The sequence below is a fragment of the Bdellovibrio sp. HCB288 genome (assembly GCF_047305935.1).
Taxonomy (GTDB): domain Bacteria; phylum Bdellovibrionota; class Bdellovibrionia; order Bdellovibrionales; family Bdellovibrionaceae; genus Bdellovibrio.
In genome coordinates, this window is record NZ_CP178619.1 from 1,127,467 (window position 1) to 1,154,134 (window position 26,668).

26 protein-coding genes and 1 other RNA gene are annotated in these 26,668 nt (G+C 45.4%); 14 read left to right on the forward strand and 13 right to left on the reverse strand.

Features of this window, described 5'->3' with window-relative positions; translation table 11 throughout:
• Positions 1 to 5: 5 nt before the first annotated feature.
• Genes ACLVWR_RS05445 through ACLVWR_RS05465 form a run of 5 tightly spaced genes read right to left on the reverse strand, consistent with a single transcriptional unit; the run spans position 6 to position 5,358 of the window.
• Positions 6 to 935: an NAD-dependent epimerase/dehydratase family protein gene (locus ACLVWR_RS05445; RefSeq protein ID WP_413582875.1), complete on the reverse strand. Its 930-nt coding sequence runs from the start codon at positions 933 to 935 to the stop codon at positions 6 to 8.
• The gene (locus ACLVWR_RS05450) at positions 932 to 1,861 is read right to left on the reverse strand and encodes a transketolase family protein (protein ID WP_413582876.1); all 930 of its coding nucleotides are present in this window, start codon (positions 1,859 to 1,861) and stop codon (positions 932 to 934) included. The genes ACLVWR_RS05445 and ACLVWR_RS05450 overlap by 4 nt, the downstream gene beginning before the upstream one ends.
• The gene (locus ACLVWR_RS05455) at positions 1,861 to 2,691 is read right to left on the reverse strand and encodes a transketolase (RefSeq protein WP_413582877.1); all 831 of its coding nucleotides are present in this window, start codon (positions 2,689 to 2,691) and stop codon (positions 1,861 to 1,863) included. Before ACLVWR_RS05455 ends, ACLVWR_RS05450 begins: the two co-directional genes overlap by 1 nt.
• Positions 2,688 to 3,866: a DegT/DnrJ/EryC1/StrS family aminotransferase gene (locus tag ACLVWR_RS05460; RefSeq protein WP_413582878.1), complete on the reverse strand. Its 1,179-nt coding sequence runs from the start codon at positions 3,864 to 3,866 to the stop codon at positions 2,688 to 2,690. The genes ACLVWR_RS05455 and ACLVWR_RS05460 overlap by 4 nt, the downstream gene beginning before the upstream one ends.
• The gene (locus ACLVWR_RS05465) at positions 3,859 to 5,358 is read right to left on the reverse strand and encodes a B12-binding domain-containing radical SAM protein (RefSeq protein ID WP_413582879.1); all 1,500 of its coding nucleotides are present in this window, start codon (positions 5,356 to 5,358) and stop codon (positions 3,859 to 3,861) included. The genes ACLVWR_RS05460 and ACLVWR_RS05465 overlap by 8 nt, the downstream gene beginning before the upstream one ends.
• Positions 5,359 to 5,411: 53 nt before the next feature.
• Between ACLVWR_RS05465 and ACLVWR_RS05470 the strand changes: the two genes are divergently transcribed.
• Complete coding sequence (locus ACLVWR_RS05470) at positions 5,412 to 6,920, forward strand: hypothetical protein (RefSeq protein WP_413582880.1); 1,509 nt, start codon at positions 5,412 to 5,414, stop codon at positions 6,918 to 6,920.
• Here ACLVWR_RS05470 and ACLVWR_RS05475 read toward each other — a convergent pair.
• Positions 6,917 to 7,846 (reverse strand): glycosyltransferase, encoded by a 930-nt coding sequence (locus ACLVWR_RS05475; RefSeq protein ID WP_413582881.1) that lies wholly within the window; start codon positions 7,844 to 7,846, stop codon positions 6,917 to 6,919. The genes ACLVWR_RS05470 and ACLVWR_RS05475 overlap by 4 nt on opposite strands.
• Positions 7,847 to 7,892: 46 nt before the next feature.
• On the opposite strand from ACLVWR_RS05475, the gene ACLVWR_RS05480 reads away from it, so the two are divergent.
• Together ACLVWR_RS05480 and ACLVWR_RS05485 are read left to right on the forward strand one after the other, a co-directional pair.
• Entirely contained in the window at positions 7,893 to 9,344 is a 1,452-nt protein-coding gene (locus ACLVWR_RS05480) for a hypothetical protein (RefSeq protein WP_413582882.1), read from the forward strand.
• 410 nt (positions 9,345 to 9,754) lie between these two features.
• Positions 9,755 to 10,648: an NAD-dependent epimerase/dehydratase family protein gene (locus tag ACLVWR_RS05485; RefSeq protein WP_413582883.1), complete on the forward strand. Its 894-nt coding sequence runs from the start codon at positions 9,755 to 9,757 to the stop codon at positions 10,646 to 10,648.
• On the opposite strand, the gene ACLVWR_RS05490 is transcribed toward ACLVWR_RS05485, so the two are convergent.
• Positions 10,635 to 11,543 carry a hypothetical protein gene (locus ACLVWR_RS05490; RefSeq protein ID WP_413582884.1) on the reverse strand — a complete coding sequence of 303 codons (909 nt, stop codon included), beginning with the start codon at positions 11,541 to 11,543 and terminating at the stop codon, positions 10,635 to 10,637. The two genes, ACLVWR_RS05485 and ACLVWR_RS05490, sit on opposite strands and share 14 nt — an antisense overlap.
• Complete coding sequence (locus tag ACLVWR_RS05495; RefSeq protein ID WP_413582885.1) at positions 11,540 to 12,367, reverse strand: NTP transferase domain-containing protein; 828 nt, start codon at positions 12,365 to 12,367, stop codon at positions 11,540 to 11,542. Before ACLVWR_RS05495 ends, ACLVWR_RS05490 begins: the two co-directional genes overlap by 4 nt.
• Here ACLVWR_RS05495 and ACLVWR_RS05500 point away from each other — a divergent pair.
• The gene (locus tag ACLVWR_RS05500; protein ID WP_413582886.1) at positions 12,273 to 13,178 is read left to right on the forward strand and encodes a hypothetical protein; all 906 of its coding nucleotides are present in this window, start codon (positions 12,273 to 12,275) and stop codon (positions 13,176 to 13,178) included. The two genes, ACLVWR_RS05495 and ACLVWR_RS05500, sit on opposite strands and share 95 nt — an antisense overlap.
• The gene (locus tag ACLVWR_RS05505) at positions 13,165 to 15,204 is read left to right on the forward strand and encodes a hypothetical protein (RefSeq protein ID WP_413582887.1); all 2,040 of its coding nucleotides are present in this window, start codon (positions 13,165 to 13,167) and stop codon (positions 15,202 to 15,204) included. The genes ACLVWR_RS05500 and ACLVWR_RS05505 overlap by 14 nt, the downstream gene beginning before the upstream one ends.
• Here ACLVWR_RS05505 and ACLVWR_RS05510 read toward each other — a convergent pair.
• The 3 genes from ACLVWR_RS05510 to ACLVWR_RS05520 all read right to left on the reverse strand — a co-directional run bounded on the left by ACLVWR_RS05510 (position 15,158) and on the right by ACLVWR_RS05520 (position 18,505).
• Positions 15,158 to 16,459: a hypothetical protein gene (locus tag ACLVWR_RS05510; RefSeq protein ID WP_413582888.1), complete on the reverse strand. Its 1,302-nt coding sequence runs from the start codon at positions 16,457 to 16,459 to the stop codon at positions 15,158 to 15,160. The genes ACLVWR_RS05505 and ACLVWR_RS05510 overlap by 47 nt on opposite strands.
• Positions 16,460 to 16,606: 147 nt before the next feature.
• Positions 16,607 to 17,740, reverse strand: a complete 1,134-nt coding sequence (locus tag ACLVWR_RS05515) for a hypothetical protein (protein ID WP_413582889.1) — start codon at positions 17,738 to 17,740, stop codon at positions 16,607 to 16,609.
• Positions 17,741 to 17,968: 228 nt separating this feature from the next.
• Positions 17,969 to 18,505: a YceI family protein gene (locus tag ACLVWR_RS05520; RefSeq protein ID WP_413582890.1), complete on the reverse strand. Its 537-nt coding sequence runs from the start codon at positions 18,503 to 18,505 to the stop codon at positions 17,969 to 17,971.
• Positions 18,506 to 18,796: 291 nt separating this feature from the next.
• Here ACLVWR_RS05520 and ACLVWR_RS05525 point away from each other — a divergent pair, with 291 nt between their 5' ends.
• On the forward strand, positions 18,797 to 19,606 hold the full coding sequence (locus tag ACLVWR_RS05525) for a hypothetical protein (protein ID WP_413582891.1): 810 nt from the start codon (positions 18,797 to 18,799) through the stop codon (positions 19,604 to 19,606).
• Between the two features lie 4 nt (positions 19,607 to 19,610).
• Here ACLVWR_RS05525 and ACLVWR_RS05530 read toward each other — a convergent pair whose 3' ends face one another.
• Positions 19,611 to 19,979: a hypothetical protein gene (locus ACLVWR_RS05530; protein ID WP_413582892.1), complete on the reverse strand. Its 369-nt coding sequence runs from the start codon at positions 19,977 to 19,979 to the stop codon at positions 19,611 to 19,613.
• 351 nt (positions 19,980 to 20,330) lie between these two features.
• Between ACLVWR_RS05530 and ffs the strand changes: the two genes are divergently transcribed.
• The 8 genes from ffs (at position 20,331) to ACLVWR_RS05570 (ending at position 25,908) form a co-directional block, all read left to right on the forward strand.
• An RNA gene (gene ffs / locus ACLVWR_RS05535) (signal recognition particle sRNA small type) lies at positions 20,331 to 20,429 on the forward strand.
• 29 nt (positions 20,430 to 20,458) lie between these two features.
• Positions 20,459 to 22,246: a DNA polymerase III subunit gamma/tau gene (dnaX, locus tag ACLVWR_RS05540; protein WP_413582893.1), complete on the forward strand. Its 1,788-nt coding sequence runs from the start codon at positions 20,459 to 20,461 to the stop codon at positions 22,244 to 22,246.
• Positions 22,247 to 22,255: 9 nt separating this feature from the next.
• Positions 22,256 to 22,579 carry a YbaB/EbfC family nucleoid-associated protein gene (locus ACLVWR_RS05545; protein ID WP_340598009.1) on the forward strand — a complete coding sequence of 108 codons (324 nt, stop codon included), beginning with the start codon at positions 22,256 to 22,258 and terminating at the stop codon, positions 22,577 to 22,579.
• A 59-nt stretch (positions 22,580 to 22,638) separates the two neighbouring features.
• Entirely contained in the window at positions 22,639 to 23,214 is a 576-nt protein-coding gene (gene recR / locus ACLVWR_RS05550) for a recombination mediator RecR (protein ID WP_413583484.1), read from the forward strand.
• Entirely contained in the window at positions 23,214 to 23,807 is a 594-nt protein-coding gene (locus tag ACLVWR_RS05555; protein ID WP_340598011.1) for a GTP-binding protein, read from the forward strand. Before recR ends, ACLVWR_RS05555 begins: the two co-directional genes overlap by 1 nt.
• Before the next feature lie 111 nt (positions 23,808 to 23,918).
• Positions 23,919 to 24,884: a quinolinate synthase NadA gene (nadA, locus tag ACLVWR_RS05560; RefSeq protein ID WP_413582894.1), complete on the forward strand. Its 966-nt coding sequence runs from the start codon at positions 23,919 to 23,921 to the stop codon at positions 24,882 to 24,884.
• Positions 24,885 to 24,904: 20 nt separating this feature from the next.
• Complete coding sequence (locus ACLVWR_RS05565) at positions 24,905 to 25,441, forward strand: 4'-phosphopantetheinyl transferase family protein (RefSeq protein ID WP_413582895.1); 537 nt, start codon at positions 24,905 to 24,907, stop codon at positions 25,439 to 25,441.
• Positions 25,442 to 25,509: 68 nt separating this feature from the next.
• Entirely contained in the window at positions 25,510 to 25,908 is a 399-nt protein-coding gene (locus ACLVWR_RS05570; RefSeq protein WP_340598014.1) for a hypothetical protein, read from the forward strand.
• Between the two features lie 58 nt (positions 25,909 to 25,966).
• On the opposite strand, the gene ACLVWR_RS05575 is transcribed toward ACLVWR_RS05570, so the two are convergent.
• Positions 25,967 to 26,602, reverse strand: coding sequence for a hypothetical protein (locus ACLVWR_RS05575; protein WP_413582896.1), 636 nt, complete (start codon positions 26,600 to 26,602; stop codon positions 25,967 to 25,969).
• Positions 26,603 to 26,668 lie beyond the last annotated feature (66 nt).

A 26,668-nucleotide genomic window follows, 5' to 3' on the forward strand; every position in this document is an offset into this window, starting at 1 on the left:
GACGACTATTGGTTGGAATCCTCTTTGGACCTACCAAGGATGAAGAGTTTTTTTAGCTCTGCCAATCCCTGAGGTAGTGTCATTTCGCAAGTGAAACCGGTCTTTTCGACTTTCTGATTTGATACAACGTAGTCCCGCTTATCTGGGTCTTTCATGGATTCATTTGCAGTGATCTGTAAATGAGGAACAACCTTCTGGATTTCGTTACATAGATCAAGCTTGGTCATATTCGCTGAACTAAGTCCCACGTTAAAAATCTGCCCACGCATCTGATCCCAGTTATTTAGCGCATGAAGGTAAACCCGCGCACCATCCAACACATGAAGAAAGTTTCTTCTGAAGTGTCCTTCAAAAAGATGAATCTCCCCGCTGTCCATAGCCTTCCACATAAAATCATTCACCAAAAGATCATAGCGCATGCGGTAGCTGGCTCCGAATAAGGTCGCAAAGCGGAAGGAAAGAGAATTTTCCCGGGCTAACACTTCTTGTTCAGTTTCAACTTTCAATTTTGCATAGTGAGAGAGCGGAGTCAGCGGACTGTTCTCATCGCAATAAGCTTCACCACCCACTCCGTATCCACTGTTAGTCATCGGAAAAAGCACCATTTGACTCTTGGATAGCACCTTCAGTGAATCGACGATCGACTGATGATTGATGGCTCGGGCAAGTTCCGGATTTTTTTCACAAACAGGTGCCCCCGTCAGACAAGCCAGCGGAAGCAAGGCATCGCACTGCTTTAACCAGTCTTGGTAGGAAGTCAAATCGCAGACATCCGCCTTACGCAAGTGAAGTTTCGGATTCCTGAAATGATTCTGAAATACCTTTTGATTATATCTGAAATCATCCAAAGCATAGACTTCGTGACCGTATGCAAGCATCAAGTCCACCAATTGAGTCCCTTTGTATCCGGCAGCCCCGGTGATCAGGATTTTCATACGGTCACTGCAGATTCAAACAATTCAGATACATCCAAACCCAGGTCTTTGCGCAGAACTTCTCTGCCGCCGTACTGATAGGTGTATCCACCGTTCATATTCAAAGCCATACGTTTTACCGAACACTTCAAACTATGATCGATGACGGCTTCAGCTACCAAAGTCCCCAGACCACCATTTTTAAAGTGCTCTTCCAGGCAGATCACCTGAGTGAATGTTTTAAGTTCTTGAATAAGTTTTTCGTGTACGAAATCCAGTCTGGCCACTTCGATCACATTAAGATCAGGATTCTTGCTGATGATTTCCGGGGATTTAGAAACCAGATTGCCAGTCACTAGAAGCGCCTTCTTGCTTGCAGCTCTGTTTAAGTATCTAAAGCCCTGTGCAAAATTCATAGCGGATTCACCTGCAACGTGCGGAAGCACCTCGCGATCCATGCGAATGTATCGCGGAGTTTTTGGATGATCCAAAACATACTTCGCGGCAAGTTCTGCATTTTCCGCACTCGAGATATTCAAAATCTCGATATTAGGGAAGGCGCGCATAACTGCCACATCTTCAATCCCATGATGAGTAGGGCCGGAGTCAGCATAACTGAATCCCCCGCCCACAGCGATGATCTGCACCGGCAGCTTCATGATGGACATTTGCACACGGATTTTTTCCAAACAGTTGATCGTGATAAAGGAGGCAATCGCAAACGCGAATGGTTTTTTGCCCTCCAAGGCCAACCCCGAGGCCACAAGAATCGCATTTTGTTCTGCGATGCCCACGTTGTAGAACTGTCCCGGCAGATTACGACGAATCAGGTCCAATGCCGGCGCACCCATATCAGCAGAAATAACCACGACATCGCGATCGATTTTTCCGCGCTCATAGATTTCAGACAATAGAGCATCACGTTGAGAAAGTTCTGTGTGTGACATTATCTGGATCCTTTCGCCAAATCCTTGCGGGCTTGGTTGATTTCCTGAGTTCCTTTTGGCGGAACACCATGCATGACCGGGTTATGAGACAGAGACGGAATACCCGCACCTTTGGTTGTTTCTGCGATAATCACCGTGGGTTGTCGATGCTTGCGATTGCGAAGTCCTGACATACTTTGCACCAGTGACTCAATGTCGTGACCATTTACTGTCACGACATTAAAGCCAAAGGATTCAAACTTTTTATCCAAAGGCTCAAGGGCCAGCATATTTTCAGTGAAATCCGTGGTTGCCAGAAAGTTTCTATCCACAATCACGACCAGATTATTCAGCTGATTGTGAGCCGCAAACATCGCCGACTCCCAAATCGAGCCCTCGTACAATTCACCATCCCCCAACAGACAATAAACCATGTGCAGGTCTCGATTCATTTTTGCAGCCAATGCCACTCCGGCGGCCACACCAAGTCCATGTCCCAACGCCCCCGTTGTCAGCTCGACACCGGGAACACTGTTTTGCAAATGAACACCGAAGTGACCACCTTTTTGGGCAAAGCCATTGAGCCAGTCTTTTGGGAAAAAGCCTTTTCTGGAAAGAATACTGTAAATAAGAGGACTGCACTGTCCTTTGCTGATGATCACGCGATCACGGCCCGGCCATTTCGGCTCTTCAGGTTTCACGTTTGCCAAGCCACCAAAGTAGAGACTGATCAGCACTTCCACCGAAGACATTGAGGAAGTCACGTGTCCCGTGCCGGCATTAATACACATTTCCAAAACTTCGGTTCGTGTTTCGTGCGCAAGTTTATTTAGTTCATCAACGTTCATCATCTGCCGACCTCATTAAGAGCCTTACATAGCTCGTCGATCCATTTAAATGGTAGACCTGGAAAGTTACCCAGATAGAAACCATTGTGGTGAATTTGTTCAGTGTTTTTATAAAGTGCGGGATTCACATCAATGCCACGGGTTTTTAAAAAACCCTGACGAAGTTGGTTGCCACCGCCCGACATTCCCCGGCGATACTCCACCCCAAGTTTTAACAAGACCTTTTCCACTTGAGGTTTTAGATGTGAGTACTCGGAGCGCAATTGCAAAAGAAGTGCGTAGCTGGAACTGCCTTTGATTGAGTAATCAACGAAGTATATCTGCTTATCCAGATTAGTCAGAAATATTTGCAGTCTTAGATTTCTTTGGGAGTTGTTTTTATCCAGACGCTTTAACTGGCTTAATCCCAGAACCGCACCAAGTTCATTATTGCGAAAGTTGTAACCAATAACCGGAAAGTCAAATTCCTTGTAAACGTCTTTTGAGTTCCCCAGATATTCCTGCAATTCCTGCGGAGCCGTCGACTCGCGCAGAAGTCCGTGTCCTCGCTTAATACGAATCAACTGCGCAAACTTGGAATCATTGGTGGATATCATTCCACCTTCAATGGTGGTCATATGATGTCCATAGTAAAAGGAGAAGTTCGAGGCAAATCCAATGCTTCCGACTTTCTTTTTTCCAAAAACAGCCCCGTGAGACTCACAGGCATCCTCGATCAGCGGAATATTTTTACTTTTAAGCAAATCCAAAAGACTTTTACTCACCCCATTCAGTCCCAGAACGTGAGTCAGAAAAACTGCTTTCGTTCTCGAGGTGATTGCTTTTTTTACGCTCTCACAATCCAAAGCCAGGGTGTTTGGATTGATATCCACGAATACAGGTGTGAAACCATTTTCAATCACCGAGACCACATCAGACACCCAAGTCAACGGAGGAAGAATCACTTCTCCCAAGCCCGAGGTGTCTCGCAGTGCAGACATCGTTAGAAAGTTTGCAGCGGATCCTGAACTGACAAAGATGCTGTGCTTAACCCCCAGCCACTGCGACCATGATTTTTCAAAAAGCTTCACCTTTTCACCTTGGGTAAACCGATCCGAAGTCATGATGTGTTTAACCAGGGCGGTTTTGTCAGCGTCGGTGATATTGTTTTGAATCAAGGGCCAACGAAAGTTATTCATATGAGGCCTTCGCCAGAACTTTATCGACAGAGTATTTGCGACTTAGGTTTATCTTTTTCAAATTTACGATGTAGTCATAGGTCTTCTGACCAAACTTCGTTCTGATCAAATTCAGATAAGAGGGGCTGTTGTGATAAATGCTCCAGGCCTGATCGCGGAACGTCAGCACTTCCGAAGAACTGATATACTTTGTCGGCAGTGGCTTGCAATCATAGGAATGCTGACTGTAGCCCAACCACGTTTCCGGAAGTTCCGTATTATTACGAACCGCCTCACGATAAAGCTCTGAACCTGGATACGCCATGGCCGAATAGAAATTGGCTGTTTCAAGATTCAACTCCACCGCCAAATCCAAACTTCTTTGCATGGTTTCCAAAGTGTCGTCCGGTAGGCCAAAGACGAAGTTACCGTGAACGTGTATGCCGCCGTCTTTAAGCATCTTGGTTTTGGCGAAGATATCCTCTTCGGTATAGCGGCCTTTATTCACACCGGTTCTGACTTTTTGATCAAAAGCTTCAATCCCCAGAACAATCCAATTGATTCCCGCGGCCTTTAACTTATCGACGTGATGAGGTTTGATCGTATCAATACGCCCAAACACCCAGATATTGAAATTGTACTTTCGCTCAATCAGAAGCTCTGCAATCCTTAGAAAGTGTTCTTCTTTTAGAACAAACATCTCGTCGGCGATCTTGATGTTTTTCACTCCCAATGAAGCATAAACGTCAAACTGCTTTATGATAAACTCTGGGTCCCAATAACGAAACGTTCCTTGCTTACCAAACGGAGCACTGATGCAACAGAAGCTGCATTTGAATGGACAGCCCAGACTGGTGTAGACCGTCGCATAGGGCTGGCGTTGTTCGATATGATCAAAACAATGCCAGTTCGGTGCTTTGTAATTTCCCATCGGCAAAGACTGCAAATCTACTTCTGGGAAAACACTGCCCAGGAGTTTTTGTTCGATCAGTGGAGCTGTGGGATTGTGCTCGATTTGCCCTTGATCGCGAAACCATAATCCTGGAACTTTTCTTAAGTAGGAAATAGTCTCCAGATCCGTTTGCAAAAGAGCATCCAGCGTTCGTGGGCCTTCGCCCTCGCAAACAAAGTCACATACTTCATCCTGCATGGTACGCAGTGGAAGGGCTGAGATATGACCGCCCAGCATGATGATTTTTAGCTGGGGATTCAGATTCTTAAGTTCCGTACACAGATAACTTGCGCCAAACATCGCCTGGGTCGAAGCAGACGGATGCTGCCCATAAACAACGATACAGATCAGTTTGGGATTTAGCTGAGTGATTCGATCATAGGTTTGCGAGGTCGGCAGCGCCTCGGCCGCACAATCAATCTGATCCGCGGAGTGCCCCATGCTTTTCATTGAGGCTGTCAACATCCCCATCCACACCGGAAGCTCCAGCGTGGCAACACCACCACTTAAGTTTTGGTAGACGTGTTCGGAAATAGGGGGATTTAAGAATAGTATATCCAATTTTACTCCAAAAATATTATTTGGATAAACAACGGATTGTGCAATAATTAATCATGTTATTATATTGCATTATATTTTTGCTTGTCATCGTGTACTGGCCAACAGCCCTTTACTGGAACGACGACATTCTATGGGCCCGAGGCATTTCAAATTACATTGATTGGCCCGTTCACTTTGCCCATGCCACCAAAGTTCACTATCAGTCCATAGTTGAATGGTACACGCACAATCCGTTTGTTTATAACACGCGAAACAACTATCCATTCTGGGCGGATGTTCCCTCAGGACTGTTACTGCGCTTAGGACTGCCATTTAAGACATCCTTTCTAATCCCCTCCGTTTTGTTCACGGTACTCTTTCTTTACTGCGTTTATAAGTTCCTGAATAAAAGAGGTTTTGACAAAAATTCCATTGCAGCAGTCTTGGTGCTTTTTCTTTTTGCCAGCATGCCCAACGGAGAGGGAACTCAGCCACAGCTTTGGCTTAATACCTTCAGTCCTAACCGCAGCCTGCTTCTTACCTTTTCACTGCTTTTGATTGTGTACGGCATATTCAGTGATTACCTGAATTCGGGATGGAACTCCGACCGAAAACAGAAATTCCTGACTTTCGCGAAACTAAATCTTATCACATTCATAATGTGCCTTACCCACCCACACACCCTACTTTCCACAGCAGTAACTGCCACGGCATTCTCCGTCCTTATTCTAAAGAAAAAGAAATCTATTCCCATCGAAGCAGTGGCATGGGCCTTCAGCAGTTTGGCCATAATTTTAGCCTTCAAATATTATCTTTGGGGGGAAGCAACAGCGGGATATCCGATATTTCGACCAAATTGGACTTCTGAAAGATTCTTCATCAGTCCCTTCTTGTTTTGGCCGATGTTCGGTGGCGTCGTTTACATTCTGGGAGTCGGATTGGCGATCTACAAGAAGAAGTTCCTGGAACTTTCGATCATCATCTCTTTAACTTTGGTCCACTTGCTATTCCAATGGCAAATCAACGAGTATGACAACATCAAAAACACCCTGTTAATGATGTTCTTGTGTGCTGTAATTTTGGTAGAAGTACTTCCATCAAAAAAGCTACTTGCCGTAATTTGCGTTGTCTGTATTTTGCCATCCCTCAAAGAGTGGACCGAAATCTATCCAATCAGTTCACGAATAGAAATGGATATCGCAGATAGAATTCAACAGACCACCCCCAAAGACTATGTCGCAATTATCGACAGCCGCCACAACCATCTGGTGCCGATGTTTACGACAGTTCCAGTTATGGCGTGGTGGGACTTTTACTCCTGGACACTGGGATTGAACACAAAACCAGAAACACTGCTTAGATTCGAAGCTTTACGAATTCCACAGAAGACTTCATATACAAAGCCTCTGCTTTTTGTGGCTCGTCTTGACGGAGGGTATTCACCATTCGAAGTCGCAGGACGATTCAAAGATCTGACGGGAGCATATCTGCAATTCGATCCAGACACTCTAAAGAACCTTGCACCCTACGAACAGTTTCCGGGATACACAATCTACAGGAAGCTCGCAGCCCCATCCCACTAATGATCCAGGTTTACGGCTTCATTAACGATATAGTGAGGCCTGTTGCGAGTCGCTGTATGCACCTGACGAAGATAAAAACCGAAAAGCCATACAATAAAGAAAAGCCCCGAGAAGCCAAAGCTCACTACTGTCAAAAGCAAAGTGTTCTGGTTAAAAGAACCGGCCATCGACCACAGACCAAACAGAGTACCAATGAGAAAAATCACGCCCACAAAGAAGGGCAGATGCAATGGAAAGTACGAGAAGTGAGTCCATGCCCTGAAAAATTCAAGATAGCTTCTTGTGCGACCCAATGAAAAATTCGTTTCACCCGCAAAACGTGGCTGTCGCTTAAACGGCAAATAGGCCTGCTTCAAACCAACCCAATCAGTGTATGCACGGAAATACGGATCCACCTCTCCAGAGCGTAAAATTTCATTCACTGCCCGGCGAGTAAGAAGCTTAAAATTTCCACAATCGATTGAATACTTAAATGGATATGAAGCCGCAAGAATTCTATAGGACAGTTTCAGCATGATTCTTTTATACAAAGTCTCACCGTGACGTTCGACCATGTGGGTATTCACCACGTCCGCATGAGTGGATTGCCACAACTTGACCAAATCAGCAAAAAGTTCGGGCGGGTCCTGAAGATCAGAATCCATCGTCACCACCAGATCACCCTTGGCAACCTTCAGCCCGGCAAAAAAGCAGATATCCCGTCCCATTTGACGAGTCATCTGCAAAAGTCGAATTCGTTTATCAGTTTTTATAGACTCTTTGATTAAATTTGGTGAAAAGTCCCGGGAATGGTCATCGACAAAGATCATTTCTCCGTCGATATCAAAATCCTGTTTCAATTTAGCCAAAGCAGATCCACAGCGAGCAATGAACTCTTGAATTGTGGCGCCTTCATTTAAATTCGTAAGTACTACTGATAGAAGCATATCATCTACTTTGCCATAGCCATTTTGATCATGCTAGCTTTAAAGAATGAAGAAACCATCCCTCAATGAATTCATTTTCTATTACTTGATTCCTTTGATTTTCATTGGCAGCTACCTTTTTACGGCAGTTAAAGAAGTTAGGTATGGTTTAAATCGCGATTATGCCGAAGGAACAACTTTGGCATTTGTGGACAAGTACAGAAGCTCCACAAGCCCAGGTGATATTTACTCCAAAGAGGCATTTCAAGAAGGTGCGATCATCGGCTATCCGGTCCTGCACCTTGCCTTGATTAGTGCATTTTCCAGCGATGCATCGACTGCTCTTTCCTCTGGCAGAATCATCTCGGTCACTTCTATATTACTCATCTCAGTCCTTGCATGGCTCATATTGTTTAAGGGTCAGCTCGCAAATCTGAAATTTCTGCCCCTGATAGCTACATTACTTCTGTATCAATCTGCAATTTACGACTGGTCGCTCTTGGCAAGAGCCGACCTGCTGGCAGCACTCTTCGAGGTTCTCGGTATATTCATCTTCCTAAGATCCAATGGAAAGTCGCTCGGCTCACTCACCATCTCGATTCTTTGTTTTGCAGGTGCATTCTTATGTAAGCAGAACGCCGTTGCCGGCCCTATCCTGATGGTCTTTCTTTTGGTTTTAAACAACCGTCGCAGCTTCCTGAAAGCACTTCCGGCTTTAATCATCGTCAGCCTAAGCATCGGCCTGGTCGTCACTGCTTTATTTGGCGGCTCATACTGGCAACACACGATTCTGCAACTTGGTAAGCAGGAGTTCTTCCTTTCCAGATTACTCCAATTGCTCTCAGGATACTTGCCCGTTCATCTTTTTCTGTTCGCTTTTGCCCTGATCGCAATGAAGTTCTCGGATCATAAGTTGGCAAAACGTGTACTACCTATGTGGATTGGTATTGCATTGATATTGGCGTTGGCGGGCCTTGGCAGATCCGGTTCGAACTATAACTACTTTATCTCCATGAGTATTCCACTTGGAATTATCGCTTTCCTTGGCATACAAGTTGTCATGCAAATGGAAATGTCCTCTAAAAAATTGATGGCCTTGATTTGCCTGGCCCTTTTCTCAGGAATGGCGTTTGCGGAAAACAGCAACCTGGCCGGAAGACTCACATTCCTGGATCATCGCTCCTGGCCACCTTCGCGACAAGAGCCTCAGATTGCTTTGTCCAATACAAGAACTCACCTGGAAAATGTCGGCGCTAAAAATGTGTTTTGCGATGAACCTGGGATTTGTGCGCTGCTGGGATATTCCACGCAATATATGTACTTTGAGAATCAAATGCACTCGACGCACAAGACGGACTTAACCCGGGAATTCGACACCTTACTTTTCACGGAGTATCCCGATAAGAATCTCGCGTGGACTCAGTTTAAGCTGCCTGCGGGGTTTCTGGATCAGATCCAAGCCAATTATGAACTGCAACGAATCACCGAGTTGGGATTCGTCTTTGTACGAAAGCAGTAACTACAGAAACTTGCACTGATTATTCTGAACTAGTACGACTCTATCCAGAATACAATTGAACTTAAAACCCAACCATCCAGGATTTTGGACCCAGGATACATCCGTTAGTTCTTTCTTTAAAAGATAAGCTTCTGCGTTGGAATTGGCTTGGGGTATTCTGACTTGAACCAGTCCTTCAATATTTTGCCAGTCCGTTTTATGACCGCTCTCTGAACAGATCATTTCGGAAAAGTGGGCTTTGTGAACCTCACAAACCTGGCTCTGTGACGTTAAATAATAGAAGCGAAAACCACCCGTCGCAAAAACCAGGAGCGCTGTACCCATTATAATTAAAGCAATCAATTTCGATCTGTTCACAAGTATTAATTGTTGCTTTCGCCACTTGGATAGTCACTAAATAAACCATGAATATGAAAAAAGTTATTCTCTTGGGTGAATCAGGTTTAATCGGAGGTGCTTTAGCAAAAAAGCTTGGGGCCAATGATGAATTCACTTTAACGAAGCCATCCTCCAAAGAACTAAATCTGTTGAACTCAGACTCCGTGGAATCATATTTTGCGAAGCACAAGCCCGATCTGATAATCAATGCCGCCGGCAAATGTGGTGGCGTTGCTGCAAATATCAAAATGCCAGGAGACTTTTCCCTGGAAAACACGATCATCAGTGCATCCGTATTTAATGCCGCAATAAAAACTGGTGTCTCTCGAATTATCCATTTCATCCCGGCATGCATCTACCCGGCGAACGCCCCACTTCCATATTCAGAGGAATCAATCTTAAATGGCGCCCCCGAGGAATCCAGCCGGTACTTTGCCGTGGCGAAACTAAATGCTTTATTCATGGCGGAAGCCCTGAACAAGCAGCATAAAACGAGTTTTATATCAGTCATTCCCAGCAACGTGTATGGCCCCTGTCATAGAGCCTCTGGGGACCATTCGCACGTAATTCCTTCGTTGATAAAGAAAATGGCCGCGGCAAAAAACAGCAACTCTTCCTCGGTGGAAATTTGGGGCAATGGGACCAATCAAAGGGATTTTTTGCATGTCGAAGATCTCGCCGAAGCCACTTATCAAATCATGATGGCAACCAACCCACCACCGGTGATCAATGTCGGGAGCGGTGAAGTTACCACGATCGAGAACCTGGCACGCATCATTCAATCGCATGTCGGATATACCGGAAAACTTGAATTTTCAGACAACGGTTTGTCGGGCGCTCAGCACAAATACGTCGATACTTCCAAAATCAAAAAACTTGGCTGGACGGCCAAAGTCTTTTTGCGCGATGGAATCAAATCTTTGTGATTTTAATATTCGCAGGGTGCCTCATTCCATCAACTGGAAGAAAAATATCGTCCTCACCATCCGGGGACTGCACTCTCAAGGACTTTCCAATCTCAAAAAAATTCTGATTGGAAACTTTCTGCCGATCGGCCAATAAATTGTAACTATCCGGAAAAACATCTTCAGGATAGCTCTTTAGCACTAAATTCAAATCAATTGAAACCCGCAGTCCGGCGTTTTCCGCCCGATGCGTACCATGCAAAAGAGACGAATCCACCATCAATATGGTGCCAGACGCGCTGGTCACCGGTAGCTCCCGGCTATTGACAATTAACGCATTCGCATCGTGATAGCTACCAAGTGGCTTCATCCATTCGACTCCCATCTCATGGTTGGGCCGCCATACTTTCAAACGATTGCCCTCCATATCCCCCAAAACCGGAATATGCAAAAGCACTGAGCGTGCTGAACATCCTACCCACGTTTCTGAATGCGGTAACTCTGTTGGATAGCTCAGGGATTTTGCCGTTTTATCAACACCCTTCAAACGCACGTTGAATGGGTAAATCCAGAAATCGACAACATTGGAAATGCTCGACAGCGTAAGAATATCGGCGATCAGCTTGTGAACTTGGGTAAACTTTTGATCGCAATATGATTTGGGAATAACAATGCCTGAGGTGCTCAGATTCTTGGCTTTCTTTAGTACCTCGCCCAGTAACTGATCACTATCAATGTTGGACCAATCTGAAATACCGGCTGAAGCACTCAAATACTCGCTGACATGATTCTGCAACTGAATATACAGGTGTGACGGAATTTTGAAATTTGCAGTCAATGGCTCGTCAGACTGAAATCCTGTCCCCGCCACTGCCTCATCAAAGTATCTTTTCCTGGATAGCTGATAATCATTCATACCAGCTCCCCTTCCAAATGCGCCTTCAGTCGGAGATATCCTTCACGGGTTCCAAAATCAATCTCTGCGAACGAACCCAGAAGAAAGTCAGAATCATCTCGGATTTTTCCGAAAACATCCTTCTCAAAGGAGCATGCAGCAGGCAGTCCCAATTTATCCCAGCCATAAACAGTGTCCGAATTTAAAAGTGCAACTCCGACATATTTGTACTTTTCCGTGTTATACAAATCTGACCATTTCTGCACCTCACCTTTGGAAACCAATTCAAGCCCCTGGATGCCGTCAGACCTGCCCATTAAGAAAACTGATTTACCGGAAGTGGGACGTTTCAACAGAGCCGGGAAAGGACATTCCTCGAAAAATGTGTCCGCGTTGGAAAGAATGAAACTGCGTTCCTTCAGGTAGGGCGCAATTAGCGCCAGAGCACCACCGGTTCCAAGACGTACTGGCTCCTCTGGGAATGAGAATCTCATGCTATAGCTCTTCCCACTGACATGTTCCATAAGGGAATCTCGATCCGGTCCCGCCAAAAGAATTACGTGCTGAATTCCTGATTGCTGTGCTTGCTTGAGCAGATAGTCCAGAAAAACAAAACCACCAAACCGACTCAGACATTTGATCTGACCCTGAGCATTCAAAAAATCGTTTAGACGAGATGCTTTCCCACCCGCCAAGAGAACTAAAGTTTTTGTTTCCAATTCTGAAGTTCCCAAAGTAGCATTTCCCTGAATGATATTTAAAACGAGTATACCATATCGAATAGGTTTAATTGGAGGCGGAACAGATCTGCCTTTTTTTACCAACGAACATGGTACCGAAATCATCAACGCATCTTTCAATGCTTACTCTCATTGTGAAATTCAGAAAATCCAAAGTCCACACATTTTTATTGAGACTCAGGATTATAAAACTCATGCACAAGTGGACAAACTTCCGGAGTTGGCCCTGATCGCCAAGGATGAATTCAGAATCTGTCTTGCGGTTCTGAATCATTTTGCAGATGAGATCATGAATCTGAAATGCGGTATTCACCTTAGATCCTATTCCGAGTTCGCTCCGCAAACAGGACTGGGTGGAAGCTCGGCACATTTGATATCTGTCTTAAAAACATGCCTGGCGTTTCTAAATCAATCATGGGATGACCAGAAAATTCTAGATACCGCGCATTCCCTCGAAAGAAATACGCTCAGTATTTTTGGTGGTTTTCAGGATTTCTATCCATGCCTCCATCAAGGAGCGCATCATTTATCAAAAAAGCCAGATGCAGAAATCATCCATCACAAATTAGATACCTCCTTCCTTAGGGACCTGGATCTTTCATTTTTTGTGTCTGAAACAGCTGGCGTCAGTTTAGGCGAAATGGAATTACCGGATGCAAGTTCGCTTCAGCTGCAAAAACAATACGCCCGGGAGGCAGCTCATGCCTGGAAGTCCGGCGACGGAAAGACGTTCAAGCAAACTCTTAAAAGCAGCTGGAACGTCAAACAAGGTTCTGATCAAGCGCCGAAACATGTCTTTGCGATGAAAAGCTGCGGGCTTTCAAAGAAAATGAACGTTCTGGCTGTCGAAAAATCCGACGAAAAGATTTTTTTGGAAACCATCGGTCGTGGAGTGCGTAAAGTTGAGTGGAATTAAGAATTTTATCAAACTTCATTGGGAGAAGTTGATCTTCCTAAACTGCATTGGTGCATTCCTAGCGCTTTATACTCACGACATCCTGTTTACACTGGATGGTGGCGGTAGATACGTCAGTGGCAAAGACCTGTTGGAAGTGGGCTACCACGGCTTCAATGACCACTACTTCATGGGAGGGATTCAAAATCTATTCTATCCCCCTCTTCATGATTTCCTATTGGCGGCCGCAATAAAATTCAATGAATGGATTCTGTTCGGAGCATTGAATGAAAGACTTCTTTATAGCGCATTCGTGTTCGGAATTTTCACCTTCTTCATTTATTCTCTTTATAGAGTGAGTAGAAGTTTTCAGAATGTATTCGCAAAAATATTCTTCGTTATTTTTGCGTCGTGGCCACTGTATTTGAATATCTACTCATTCGAAAAGAAATTTGGTTACTCTCTGAATTTCTACAAAACACCCTACACAGTCTATTTTCAGGGTTTAACTCTACACGACATATTCGTAACTGGTATCACCAATCAGTTTCTGTCGGCCGGATTTCTGGTTTTGGGAATTCTTTCAATCCAGAAAAAGAACAAGTACCTCACGGCACTTTGGATCTCCCTTACTATTCTAAGTCACTTTGTCTTTGGACTGGTGATCGTGCTGATCTATGCGATAAAAAAGATATTTGAAAAAGACTTCCGCACCCTTTTTGCAGTCGGATTAGCGTCTTTGGGCTTAACAGCCTTTTTCCTAGTACCCATGATCGCAAACGGAAAATACTTGATAACCATCAATTCAATTCCGATTCGCACAGGTTTCTGGCTGTCGATAGTGGGTTTTTCATTTCTGTTCTATAAAAGCAAAACGTATTCATACTACCTATCTTTCGCCGCCTTCATATTGGTAAGTTTAATAGGCATTTCAAAATTGGCGGAAAAGTACGATCTGGCATTCATACCTTTTCACTATTACCGTCTTTTGTTCGTATCCCTTTTGGTGTTTGTATTTGCCACGGCTTTCGCCTTGAACGAACCATTATCCCGTTTGCGTAAAGGCTTGATTCTGAGCGTTTTTTTAGTCGCTTGGATTATGAACTTTGGTGGCCATTTCACATTGGATAACTTATTTGATAAATACGAACCTGAGGTCGTCAGCATCGCCCCTGAAAAACAGAACGACTTTTCTTTGGGACGCACCTATTTTTTCGGAATCACAAGAGGCGTGGACTTTGCCTCCGAAATAACCCTGCACAGAATGCAATCGAGATCGTTTTTCACCAAAGGTCTTTACTGGGAAAGCGCCCCTGCAAACAGATTAACTTCTTCTGCGCTGTTTTTCCTTACCGGTCCTCCTTCTGTCATGGAGGATGGATTTGATGATCCCTTTCATAACAAAACATGTCAGATCATGAGTTGTTTCTTCAGATCCTTCTTGAACCAATCCGTCGCAACGGAAGTTTTCATGCCCCCCAAATACACTGTCGTCGAGCATTTCTGGCAGGGCATGTCCTCGCGAAGCAACTTGGTCTCCTGCTATGACACCATCCTTAAAGATCTTGGCGAAAAGTCGGGACAACTGGCCTACGATTCTGTGAGTCTGGATCGGTATCTAAACAAAGCAACCGGTATGGTGCGTACCTTGAGCACTAACTTCACACGCCCATCTTCACAATATTTCCTGGATCGCTGTACGGCAGACATTAATGATGACGGACGTGTCCCTGTGGATCAACTTCACAAGATTTCCCGAGTTTCATCCGGGGATTACGAGATTTTCGCGCCAGACACCAATTCTTCTCTTTTAGTTTCCTTGCAATACTTCCCAGGTTTTAAGTACGAAGCCAACGGTTTGAAAAATCTTTTGCCTGAAGATTCGCCGTCTGCAGGTATGATTCTAAAGGGTTCAGGCACGATGAAGCTTTCCTACAGCCGCACCCCACTTATGTGGATTTCGTATTTTATTTCGGCATTAGCGTGGTCAGGAATGCTTGTTATGGGTTTGGCCCATATACGACGTAGAATTCGTTCTGATAAATAATGTGGTACTGAGTTTCTATCAGATCCAAGACGTTATTTGAGAGTCTTTGCACTGGAACCACGTGAACCGCGGACTCGCGTACGATCATGGCGATACTTTTACTTTTAAGCTGCTGCAAAAGAAGATCTTCTGAATATTCGCCCCTTGCGATGGACTGCCCGATTTCAAATGGCCAGAATTCAATATCTTTACCTGCAAACATTGGCAGCGCCGGGTTTTCCGACCAGATCGGCCCCTTGGCCTCACGAAGATACTTTAAAACAACATCTGTTTCTTCTTTCGCCTGATTTGTATAATTAGCCCAGAATATGTTAGGTCCCGGGTCCTTTATAAAATAGGAACGCACCTTCATATTTGGCCAACAAGTAATCAGAACAATCGCGGCAGCAATGGAGGATTTAAGCAATGACTTGTTTAAATAGGTCTCTCCACGGGCTACCAATAAGGTTAACACGACGGACAGCTCCAGCAGAAAATTTGAACTACTGCCCTCGCGCCCCGCACCCACAACCCAAATCAGGGAGCTTGCCAAAAGCATTAGCAATAAACCGTCAGTTTTTTTCAAATCCAGCTTAATCAACCCACATATAGCCACCAATAGAATTCCTAAATGGAACTCAATATTGGACGTCAGCATCTCAATCAGGTTCGATAATTTGAACTGGTTTTGGTTGGATTTAATTAGATGGTCCCATACGAATCCCCCACTGAAGTAGTACAGGACTAAAAGACCCCCGAAAATGCCGGCAAAGTAAATTGTCCAACGGCCCAACTCTTTCTTTTGAAATCGGACTGCTTCCCACAGCATCAACGTAAACGGAATCCACACAGCACTTTGCTTCGTAAAGAACGCCAGAATAAAACACATCAAACTTAGAATTTTGATGGAACTCTTTTCTGTCATCTTCAGGTAAAAGAAAAGCCCCAGCACTTGAAGAAATAATGCCAAGCCATCGACGCGCCCCATGGCCATCCAGTTGGAAACCGAAAACCATGAAAACCAAAGCAGAAATGGCAGCGCAAAATCCCATGCCGTTGCTTTGCCCTCTTTCCAGTCGCAGTTTATTTTAGCAAGCAACAAGCCGACACCAACCAATGCCAGCGTATTTATAAGACGAGCCGCGAACAACCACGCTTCTGGATCTTGTCCAATTAGCGACGTGATGTATTGAAATAACGGAGTGTATGAAAAGTAGTTGAGGTGTTCCGCGGCCACACTGGAGTATGGAAATATTCCCGAAAATAAGGTTTTCACCTGGGAAAGCGTCGTCGCCTCTCCGTAGTCAATCGTATAGGGAAACCGCAGTATTTGGGCTGACCTGACGACGACCGCCAGATAGCAGATGAAGCCATATAGAAAAAGAGCGATTGATAGTGGTTTTAACCTTTTCAATTGCATGAATTAAAAAGTCGGCGAGTTATTGCATCTATCTGGAGACGCCAAATCGCAATTATTGTTATTACATCGCAAATATCGCACTACTTGAGTGGAAATAGTCGCGCCACTACCCTGAACAGGGATTCGTTGTGAATAACCGGTCGTCCCCCCGGCACCGACACATCTACCGGGAATTGTAATTGTTGACGTGGAAGCTGAAGCCGGTCTGGTTCCTGAACCAGGAATTGATATAGTAACAGGTACTGTTTGATCAGGAAAACAAACATTGCCACCTGATTGACCAGGCACATTGATGTCAACATATCCACCGCCACCAACTGTGCTATTCACAGTCTGCCCGCATGCTCTGGTAGAACATTGAGAATCAGCTGTTACAGCACCTACGCCCTCACAATTAGCATTCGTGATCTTGTATACCTGTTCACAGCCTACAGCGGATCCACCCTCACCTTTAATCATTTGAGTGTTATTTGTTCCGCTTGGGCAAATTTTTCCAAGTTCATTGCGCACGGTTGTACCCGCGGCAGTACAAGTCCATGAACCACCCTGGATAGTTTGAATGTCGTTTTCGTCGGGACAAAGAAAATTACCATGGGAAGTACCAAAGCATTTATCAATTCTAGCCGCCGGACCAATTGGTCCTGTCGTCACAAAATATACCTTACCGACTTCAGTAAATTTTAAATCAACAGTTTTGGTATTTCCCGCATTCTGGCGAACTTTCATTTTCAAATCAGATACATACAGTCTCTGCGGTGGGGCAACTGCATTAAGAATTTCAGTTGGTTCAAATGCGCGGATCCATTCGGTTGTTAAACCGTAGCTATCAAGACTCACGCCATCTGCAACAGTGTTTTCCGAATCCAAGACAAAGGACACTGCGATATTATTACCTGTTAAGCCAGGAATTGAGCCCGGAATTGCTGGTGCCAACTGGAAAGGATTCGTTTTAGTAACTAACTGCGAACATACTGCGTTCGAAGAGATAACGGATTGTAAGGTTGAAGTAAGTGACGCTCGCGACAATGATGCGCGAACTTGGGCTGCTTGTTTGCTAGATGTATTTCCCATCTCAGCAACAGCCAAGCCAAGTATTGCAGCCAATCCAAAGCCTACAAGCACCTGAATTATACTCATTCATTCCCCTAAATAACGAACCAACGACTCCAAAGATAAGTACTGATATAATGACATCATTTACGCAGATTGAAGTAAATACTTAAAAATTTACGTCTCAACCTAATACATTGGTCCAGCTAATTAAGAGCTTATTTGATTGGGATTGCGATCTTATGTTCGCTTCACTAATGGTTTAAAGAACGGCACAAACAGGTGCCGTTCTTTAAACTCTTCCGATAAGTAAACTTACTTATTTTTTGCGAACTGAATATCGAGGGAAATCGCAACATCATCCCCGACCAGCACACCACCAGCCTCCAATGCCGCATTCCAATTCAGACCGAAATCTTTGCGTTTGATTTTAGTTTTCGCAGAAATCGCAATCTTAGTATTTCCCCATGGATCTGTGTGCTCAGCAGAGGGTCCTTCAACTTCAAGAACAACCTCTTTCGTCACACCGTGAATCGAAAGTTCGCCGGTCACTTTTAGCTCTTCGTCTCCAGAGCGCTCCACTTTGGTGGATTTAAAAGTAATCGCAGGGTATTTTTCAACATCAAAGAAGTCCGCACTCTTCAAATGGGCATCACGCTGAGCTTCGCGTGTATTGATACTTGCCGCCTCGATAGAAGCTTCGATCACCGATTTTGTAATGTCCGAAGAATCCAAAGTTAATGTGCCGCTTATTTTTTCAAAACCACCATGAACTTTTGCGATCATCATGTGTTTGATGGAGAAGTTTGCGCTTGAGTGAGCCGGGTCGATTTGCCATTTAGTTTTAGTCATAGTGTCCTCCTAGAGACTTGTTTATTTGCTACTTCCTTACTATCGACCATATTCGATTGTCGCGGCAGAGGACTGATGTGCAAATCATTGTTGCAATTATGTCCCCCCACGGCTTTCACGGGCACTGTTAAGGTTCAAATAACGTCTTCCCACAAAACGAATAATAAATTAGTTTACGAAGGTGCCGGAATAAGACAGTATTTCCAGGGGAATTCAGACTTAACTATGAATTTAATAAGAATCATCTCAGTATCGATAATACTACTCGTCTGCAGCCAAAGCTTGGCAGTTATGCGGTTTGTTTATCATGCTCCCGAATCCAGTAGCGATCATCGCTATAAATACCACTGGGAAATTCTGAAAACCGCATTGGATTTGACCACAAAGAAATTCGGACCTTACTCTTTTGCGCCCTCTGAAGTATTCAATGAGAATCAACAACTGGCTGAAATGAAAAATCGCAGTCCAAAGCTGACTGTAATGATTCGGGAAACCAACAAAGTCTACGAATCCGAACTGACGTCAGTGAAAATTCCGATCGATAAAAACCTTATTGGCTATCGCGTTTTCCTGATTGAAAAGAAAACCCAAAAAGAGCTTAACAACGTTAACTCCTTGAAACAGTTGCTTACTTTTTCAATTGGGCAAGGCACTGGCTGGGGAGATATCTCGATTTTAAAGAACGCAGGATTTAACGTTCTGACTGAAGACAAGTACAACGATCTATTCAAATCCCTGAGCGGCGGAAAGTTCAAAATTTTTCCTCGTGGAGTCGTCGAAGTTCTTGAGGAATATCGTCAATTCAAGGGCAAGTATACAAATTTGATGATCGAGAAAAATCTGTTGCTGTACTATCCTCTACCCACCTATTTCTGGTTTCACAATTCGCCAGACGGCCTTCTGATGGCACGCAGAGTGGAAGAAGGATTAAGGTTCATGATTAAAACCGGTGCTTATCGCAAAATCTTCGACAAGCACTACTCAAAAGTCATTCGGGAACTGGATTTGAAAGACCGGACGATGATTGAAATCTCAAACCCCGATCTTCCAAACTCCGTACCCTTTGACCGAAAAGAACTCTGGTACGATTCGGCCGAGTAACAAGTTACTTAATTTGAATCTTTAATTTGTACTTCGCTTTGGAAGTGCAAGTGTTCTCGACACCATCTTTTGCACAAATCATTTTGCCACAATTCATGGATAGAACCTGATTGTCTTTGTTAAGCTCTTTCAATTCCTTCTTCCAATCAGCGCAAGCTTTCTTCCAATTCGCACGAGCTTCTTTGATCATAGTAGCTTCGTCACCCTGGATTTCGTCTTCGCCCTCGGTCACTTCAAATTTATTATCAACAGTGGAACCCTTCTTAACTGAAATAGTAGTATCCCCATCTGCCGGGATGTCCTTCACCCCAATAGACTGAGCAAAAGAAACCGAAACCAACAAAGTAACCAAAGCCCCAATAACCGTTTTCATAAGAAAACCTCCAATTCAAAAATCCTACCACTCCCCCAAAAACAAAAAAGCCATAACACCCCATCCCCGTACACAAAAACCAACGCACCAAGCCAAACCCCACCTCCCCAATTCTCCATGAAGCAGCTCTTCCAACTGACTTTTACAAAGAACTCACGTTCAACGAGGGATTTTCCAAGGCTACTCCTCTCGGAAGCGACCTCCGCGGGGCCCGGATGGCCCCCTCCGCAGAAGGAGCGGCAAGGGCAGGATGCCCGGGTCGATTACGAGAGGAGTAGCCTTGGAAAATTCCTCGTTGGTACGACGAGTTATCGAATGTAACCCAACCCCCAGTAGGATAGACCAATCCATGGCCGGGTCCCATGCAATGGCTCCCTTGACGAACTCCGCTAGGTCCGGAAGGAAGCAACGGCACTCGAGGGTCCATGTGATATGGGGTGCTCGGCCACTTTTTTGTTTTAAGCAGTTCGGAGAATGTTTTGTCTTATCAGGTGATTGCACGCAAATGGCGTCCCCAATCTTTCACTGACGTAGTCGGACAGAATCATATTACCCAAACACTGGCGAATGCGCTTAAAAACAACCGCCTTCCTCACGCTCTTCTTTTCACAGGTCCTCGTGGTACCGGCAAAACTTCATCCGCTCGCATCCTGGCAAAAGCTTTGCGCTGCCCGAATGCAGTGAATTTCGTTCCGTGCAACACGTGTGATTCCTGCCGTGAGATCGCAATCGGTTCCAGCGTTGACGTTATGGAAATCGATGGAGCCTCCAACAACGGTGTTGATTCCATCCGTGAGCTTCGCGAAACCGTGGCATTCATGCCCACCAGCGGTAAATACAAAATCTACATCATCGACGAAGTTCACATGTTGTCGACAAGTGCCTTCAATGCCCTTCTGAAAACTTTGGAAGAGCCGCCAGGCCACGTGATCTTCATCATGGCGACGACTGAGGTTCACAAAATCCCACAAACGATTTTGTCCCGTTGCCAACGTTTTGATTTCCGCCGCATCACCACTCGTCAAATCACTGAGCGTTTGAAACTTATCTGTGACCAGGAAGGCGTACCAGCCGAAGAGGAAGCTCTTTGGGTGATCGCACGCCAAGGTGACGGTTCCATGCGTGACTCGCAAAGCTTGCTTGATCAGGTCATCACGTTTGCAAACGGTCCTTTGACCCGCACGAACGTTGTGGAAATTCTGGGTCTGACCGATCGCGCTTTGTTATTTGAAACTTTGACCGCGTTGGTGGAGCGCAACTCCCAGGCGGTTTTGGCTGTCATCGAAAAGATCTCCAAGGCGGGTTTTGAACCTCACCTGTTCTCTCAAGATTTGCTTGAGATGATTCGCAATTTATTGTTGGTGAAGGTTTCTGAGTCTCAAGCCGCTCAAATTCTGGAAATGCCGGATACTGAGTTGCAGGCTTTGAACGAACTTGCCCAACGCCTGTCAGAAGAAGACATTCACATGCTTTTCGACATGGCCCTAAAAGGTGGGAATGACATTCCCCGCGCTCAAGATCCTCGTATCGTTCTTGAAGTGATTTTACTTCGCATGGCATCTGCGCCGAAGCTTTCCGACCTGAAGACCCTATTGGCCAACGGTCCCCAAGCCTCTCACAGCGCAGGTGGTGCCAGGCCCTATGTTCCGCCGGTAGTTCCCACAGCTCCAGGCCATCAAAGACTGAAAGAATCCCAAACCGTTCCGGAAGTTCCGAATGGTTTGGAGAAGATGAAATCCACCTTCGCAAATGCGACGGCGGACAAGTCGAAACCAACTCCAGCTCCGGCTCCCACGCCAGCCCCCGCGGCTGAGGTGAAACCCGAAGAACCGAAGCTTGCTACGGGTGCCAACCCTACCGAGCGCTGGGTGCACTTTGTAGAATTATTGCGCCAGGATGACGCTCTGTTTGCAGCTAAGATCGAAAACCTTCTGTTCGTTAAAGAGGAAGGCAAGCTTTTGACCCTGGGAGTGCCGACAAAATTGGTATTCCTGAAGGACCAAATGGCTGACACTTCTGTGCGTAAAAAGCTGCAAGGATTTATTGATTCGTACTGGGGTGCTGGGTATTCTTTTGAAGTATTAATGAAGGGTGATCAGGTCGGCGAATCCGCTCAGGCTCTGCAACAGAAAAAGGTGCAGTTGGCCGAAGATGAAATTCGCACCAAGATTACCGAAAACCCGATGGTGAAAGCAGCTCAGGAAGCATTCCAGGGCAAAATCAAATCCATCGTAGAACTTAAAGGCGAAACTTCGCCAAAGAAATAAGGAGTTCCTATGAAAGGCCTAGGCGGCGGAATGGCAGCTTTGATGAAGCAAGCCAATCAAATGCAAATGAAAATGAAAAAAGCCCAGGAAGAACTTGCTAAAGCTGAATACGAAGCAAGCACTGGCGGCGGCGCTGTAACTGTAAAAGTTAACGGCGACCACATGATCACTTCTTTGAAAATCAGCGCTGACGTTATGAAAGACGGCGACGTTGAAATGCTTCAGGACATGATCACTTCTGCAACTAACGAAGCAGTTAAGAAAGCTCGTGATATTTCTGCTAAAGAAATGGAAAAAATCACTGGCGGCATGAACATTCCAGGAATGTTCTAATCAGATAACCGGAGAAACCCTTGCTTCATATTACCGCTCTTGAAAAATTAGTCCACGAAATGAGTCGTCTGCCTGGTATCGGGCCGAAGACGGCTCAACGTTTGGCCTATTTCATTCTCAAATCCGAGACTGAGTTTCCAGAGCGTTTAAGTGAAGCCCTTCTTCGTGTGCGCGCGGAAGTTCACGACTGCCCTCAGTGCTTCAACTTTACGGATGCAGACCTTTGCCGTTATTGCAAAGATGCTCACCGTGCGGATGATTCCCTGTGCATCGTGGAAGAACCCTCCGATATTATGCGCATTGAATCCTCTGGTGCTTTCCGCGGCCGCTACCATGTTTTGCACGGGGCGATCTCTCCACTGGAAGGCATTGGCCCGAAAGAGCTTAAAATCCATGAATTGATTGAGCGCGTGGACGCTGGAATTCGTGGTGAAAGTCCCGTGATTAAGGAGATCATCCTGGCATTGGACGCAGATCTTGAGGGTGATACGACGATTTTGTACCTAGCAAAGCAACTTCAAGGCAAAGGATTGAAACTTTCTCGCATTGCCCATGGAGTTCCTATTGGCAGCGACATCGATTTCATAGATGATAGAACTATGGGTCGTGCCCTGCAAAATAGAGTGGAGCTGTAATGTCCTTTATTAACTACAATGCCAAAGAAATTCACTGCAAAGTCGTGTACTACGGTCCTTCATTGGGCGGTAAAACGACAAATATTCAGTGGGTTTACCAAAAAACAGCTGAGGATCAAAAATCCAAGCTCGTGGCATTGAACACGGACATCGAGCGCACTCTGTTCTTTGACTTCCTGCCATTGAACGTGGGAGAAATCCGCGGCTTCAAAACCCGCTTCCATCTTTACACAGTTCCGGGCCAGGTTGTTTACGATGCTTCCAGAAAGCTGATTCTAAAAGGTCTTGATGGCGTTATTTTCGTCGCTGATTCGCAAATCGAGCGTATGGACGAAAACTTGGAATCCCTTCGCAATCTGGAAACGAACCTTGAGCAACAAGGCTACGATATCCGCGAAATCCCATTGATCATGCAGTACAACAAGCGCGACCTTCCAAATGTCGCTTCCTTGGCTGAAATGAGAAGCGCCCTGAACCCTTACAACGCCCCTGAAATCGAAGGCTGTGCCTCCGAAGGTAAAGGCGTGTTTGAATCTCTGAAAACAGCTTCCAAGTCCATTATCAACGTCCTTAAGGGCGGAACTACACTCTAGTTCATATTCAGATTTTCCTTACGACCTAGGCACTGCTGTGCTATAGGATACGGCACCTTTTGGGCGTATAATTTACGTTCAAAGCGTGAGTAATGACGTGAGGTTGTGACCATGAGCTATGATGTTGCTGCTGAAATTCAAAGACTGAAAAAAGAAAAGAACGCCGTCGTTCTGGCTCACTACTATGAAGATGGTGAGATCCAGGATGTTGCCGACTACGTGGGCGACAGTTTCTTTTTGGCCAAGAAAGGTCAGGAAGTGAAGGAGCAGGTCATCCTGCTTGCTGGCGTTGTTTTCATGGCTGAGTCCGTGAAAATCATGAACCCGACTAAGACAGTTTTGGTTCCGGAACTTGAGGCCTCATGTTCATTGGTTAAAGGTGCGCCTTACGACAAGTACCTGGCTTGGCGCCAACAACATCGCGATGGTATCGCGGTGACGTATATTAACTCTTCTGCTGAGGTTAAATCCATCTCTGATGTGATCATTACCTCTTCCAATGCCGCGCAAATCGTGGAAGCGATTCCTAAAGATCGCAAAATTCTGTTTGGCCCGGATCAACACTTGGGCCGTTGGTTGTCCAAGAAATTGAATCGCGAAATGGAATTCTGGAATGGCTCTTGCGAAGTGCATGTCTTGTTTAATGCAAATCGCCTGGCAGCACTTATCAAGGAAAATCCAGATGCATTGATCCTGGCACATCCAGAGTGCGATGATTCCGTATTGGCTTACGCCAATGTGATCGGATCCACACAGCACTTGCTGGATTCCGTTTCCACTCAACCACATAAGAAATTTATTGTGGCGACTGAAACCGGCATCTTCCACCAAATGCAAAAACGTCGCCCCGATGCCACGTTCATTCAAGCACCAGTGGTGGATGAGGGCTGTCAGTGCAATGACTGCCCTTACATGAAGATGAACAACATGGAAAAAATCAAACGCGCTCTTGAAACGATGAAGCCGGAACTGAATCTGCCGGAAGCACTTCGCCTGGAAGCCAAAGTTTCTTTGGATCGCATGATGGCTATCACCAGCGGCAAGACCGTGCAGTGGCCATCTGAATTCACCCTGTAAAATTCCGAAGGGACTTTGACATGTTCATTGATAAAATGCTGTTGGAGTCCTTGAAAGCACATCTGAATTGCCCCGACTTGCTGGTCTTTGCTTACACCGAGTGGGGCAGCAGAAATCCCGATCACCGCAAACTGATTCATGCACATCGCGATCAGATTATTTTAAACTCCAACTCCCCTTTGCATTCCAGTATTGCTCATACCAGCGAGATGGGAGTTTTAGCAGTCTCCTCCCACGTTATTGGTGTCGACATTGAATCCACAACGAGAGTTTCAGAAGTCGTTGCAAAGCGCGTATCACGCCCTGGAGAGTACGAACAGGCCCCGGGCCCTGCCAGTCTGTGGACTGCGAAAGAGGCGTGCTTTAAGGCCCTGCGCCCCTTCAAACAGCCCTCGGTTCTTTCTGATTTTTCTGTAGGAAAATGGCAGAAAAATGCATCCCAATTTGAGACATTCACTCTGCTTGATTACTCTGAACATCAAGTCCCGTCTGAGGGAGCTGGCGTGTGTTTCCACCAGGAAAAATTTAGCTTTGGATTTTTCTGCGTGAACCTTTAACTTTGGTCCGGTCCTGCCGAAGAGTTTAATAGCTCATATGCAAGTTCCTTAAGAGCAAGGTAGGTAAAATGGGAAACACAGCTGCAAATAAAAGAGTTGCTCCACGCAAGGAAGTCACACCAATTCACGTCTCTTACATGACGTCGTTGGATGATTTCGCAAAGATCGCAAAAAATTGCGAAATTGTTGAGGCCTCATCATCAGGTCTGCTTTTACTGGTTAAAAGAGAAGACTTGATTCCCACGGCTTTAAGAAAAAATCTGACTCTGGATGTGCTGATTGGCGATCGCGTCTTCATGCATCTGGATGAAATGAACCTGGAAATTTCCGGCGTTATCAAAAGAACGAAATTGCTGGGTAAAAAAGGTTTCCACGTAGCTGTCGATTACAGTGAAGATGCTCCAGAATACTGGAGAGAATGTCTGATGGATCTTTTGCCGACTCCAGGTGAGCTGGAAGAGGAATAGTTCCCAGGGCTCATTTGCATATGAAAGCAAAAAGGGAATCCATTTGGATTCCCTTTTTTTATAGGTCGTGAAACTTTGGAAGTCCCATCTCTGAAACCAGAACGATGGAGTAATGCGGAGGCAGGAACCAGCTTAGGGCTTCTGCAATCCCCTGATGTTCCTTCTCTGGCGGATTCCCCAAGGACTCCAGGGAGAATGCCAGATCGTAATTCTTACGATCCTGACTCATCACCAAAATACGGGGACGCAAAACTGCCTGATCACGGAAGAATTCTTTGATGATCGTGCGAACATATTGTGGAAGATATTGTGGAGAAGCATCGCCAGCATGAAGTGCCTGACCTTGTTGCAATTCCAAAGTGCCTACTGGTGCTTCATCGGCAGTTCTGTAGAACAAGCCGGTTTCTTTGAAGTGCCAAAGCATACCGTAAGTGAAAACATAGTCCGGATAGTTCTTTTGCGGATTTACGGCCAAGCCCACACCTTTAAGTGCCGCCCACTGCATGATCTTATTTGCCGGCTCTGAAGCATCCATGGAAGTTTCAGTCAGCATATATGGCCAGCCATCCGGTCCTTGTTGAGGAGCATCCAACATCAATTTCACGCTGCCGGAAGTAATCGCCATGAAGAAATCAATCTCCCATTGGTGATCACGTTGTTCGTCAGGTACTTTTACGATTTCATTCAAAGTCATATTTGCTCCGTCAGGGATCCAAAAAACAAAAGGCCAAACCCGCAGGTTCAGCCTTTGTATTGCCCT

Coding starts and splice junctions, on each gene's coding strand:
- ACLVWR_RS05445 (WP_413582875.1), bottom strand. CDS start 935: ATGAAAATCCTGATCACCGGGGCTGCCGGATACAAAGGGACTCAATTG.
- ACLVWR_RS05450 (WP_413582876.1), bottom strand. CDS start 1,861: ATGTCACACACAGAACTTTCTCAACGTGATGCTCTATTGTCTGAAATC.
- ACLVWR_RS05455 (WP_413582877.1), bottom strand. CDS start 2,691: ATGATGAACGTTGATGAACTAAATAAACTTGCGCACGAAACACGAACC.
- ACLVWR_RS05460 (WP_413582878.1), bottom strand. CDS start 3,866: ATGAATAACTTTCGTTGGCCCTTGATTCAAAACAATATCACCGACGCT.
- ACLVWR_RS05470 (WP_413582880.1), top strand. CDS start 5,412: ATGTTATTATATTGCATTATATTTTTGCTTGTCATCGTGTACTGGCCA.
- ACLVWR_RS05475 (WP_413582881.1), bottom strand. CDS start 7,846: ATGCTTCTATCAGTAGTACTTACGAATTTAAATGAAGGCGCCACAATT.
- ACLVWR_RS05480 (WP_413582882.1), top strand. CDS start 7,893: ATGAAGAAACCATCCCTCAATGAATTCATTTTCTATTACTTGATTCCT.
- ACLVWR_RS05485 (WP_413582883.1), top strand. CDS start 9,755: ATGAAAAAAGTTATTCTCTTGGGTGAATCAGGTTTAATCGGAGGTGCT.
- ACLVWR_RS05490 (WP_413582884.1), bottom strand. CDS start 11,543: ATGAATGATTATCAGCTATCCAGGAAAAGATACTTTGATGAGGCAGTG.
- ACLVWR_RS05500 (WP_413582886.1), top strand. CDS start 12,273: ATGATATTTAAAACGAGTATACCATATCGAATAGGTTTAATTGGAGGC.
- ACLVWR_RS05495 (WP_413582885.1), bottom strand. CDS start 12,367: ATGATTTCGGTACCATGTTCGTTGGTAAAAAAAGGCAGATCTGTTCCG.
- ACLVWR_RS05515 (WP_413582889.1), bottom strand. CDS start 17,740: ATGAGTATAATTCAGGTGCTTGTAGGCTTTGGATTGGCTGCAATACTT.
- ACLVWR_RS05520 (WP_413582890.1), bottom strand. CDS start 18,505: ATGACTAAAACTAAATGGCAAATCGACCCGGCTCACTCAAGCGCAAAC.
- ACLVWR_RS05525 (WP_413582891.1), top strand. CDS start 18,797: ATGCGGTTTGTTTATCATGCTCCCGAATCCAGTAGCGATCATCGCTAT.
- ACLVWR_RS05530 (WP_413582892.1), bottom strand. CDS start 19,979: ATGAAAACGGTTATTGGGGCTTTGGTTACTTTGTTGGTTTCGGTTTCT.
- ACLVWR_RS05545 (WP_340598009.1), top strand. CDS start 22,256: ATGAAAGGCCTAGGCGGCGGAATGGCAGCTTTGATGAAGCAAGCCAAT.
- recR (WP_413583484.1), top strand. CDS start 22,639: ATGAGTCGTCTGCCTGGTATCGGGCCGAAGACGGCTCAACGTTTGGCC.
- ACLVWR_RS05555 (WP_340598011.1), top strand. CDS start 23,214: ATGTCCTTTATTAACTACAATGCCAAAGAAATTCACTGCAAAGTCGTG.
- nadA (WP_413582894.1), top strand. CDS start 23,919: ATGAGCTATGATGTTGCTGCTGAAATTCAAAGACTGAAAAAAGAAAAG.
- ACLVWR_RS05565 (WP_413582895.1), top strand. CDS start 24,905: ATGTTCATTGATAAAATGCTGTTGGAGTCCTTGAAAGCACATCTGAAT.
- ACLVWR_RS05570 (WP_340598014.1), top strand. CDS start 25,510: ATGGGAAACACAGCTGCAAATAAAAGAGTTGCTCCACGCAAGGAAGTC.
- ACLVWR_RS05575 (WP_413582896.1), bottom strand. CDS start 26,602: ATGACTTTGAATGAAATCGTAAAAGTACCTGACGAACAACGTGATCAC.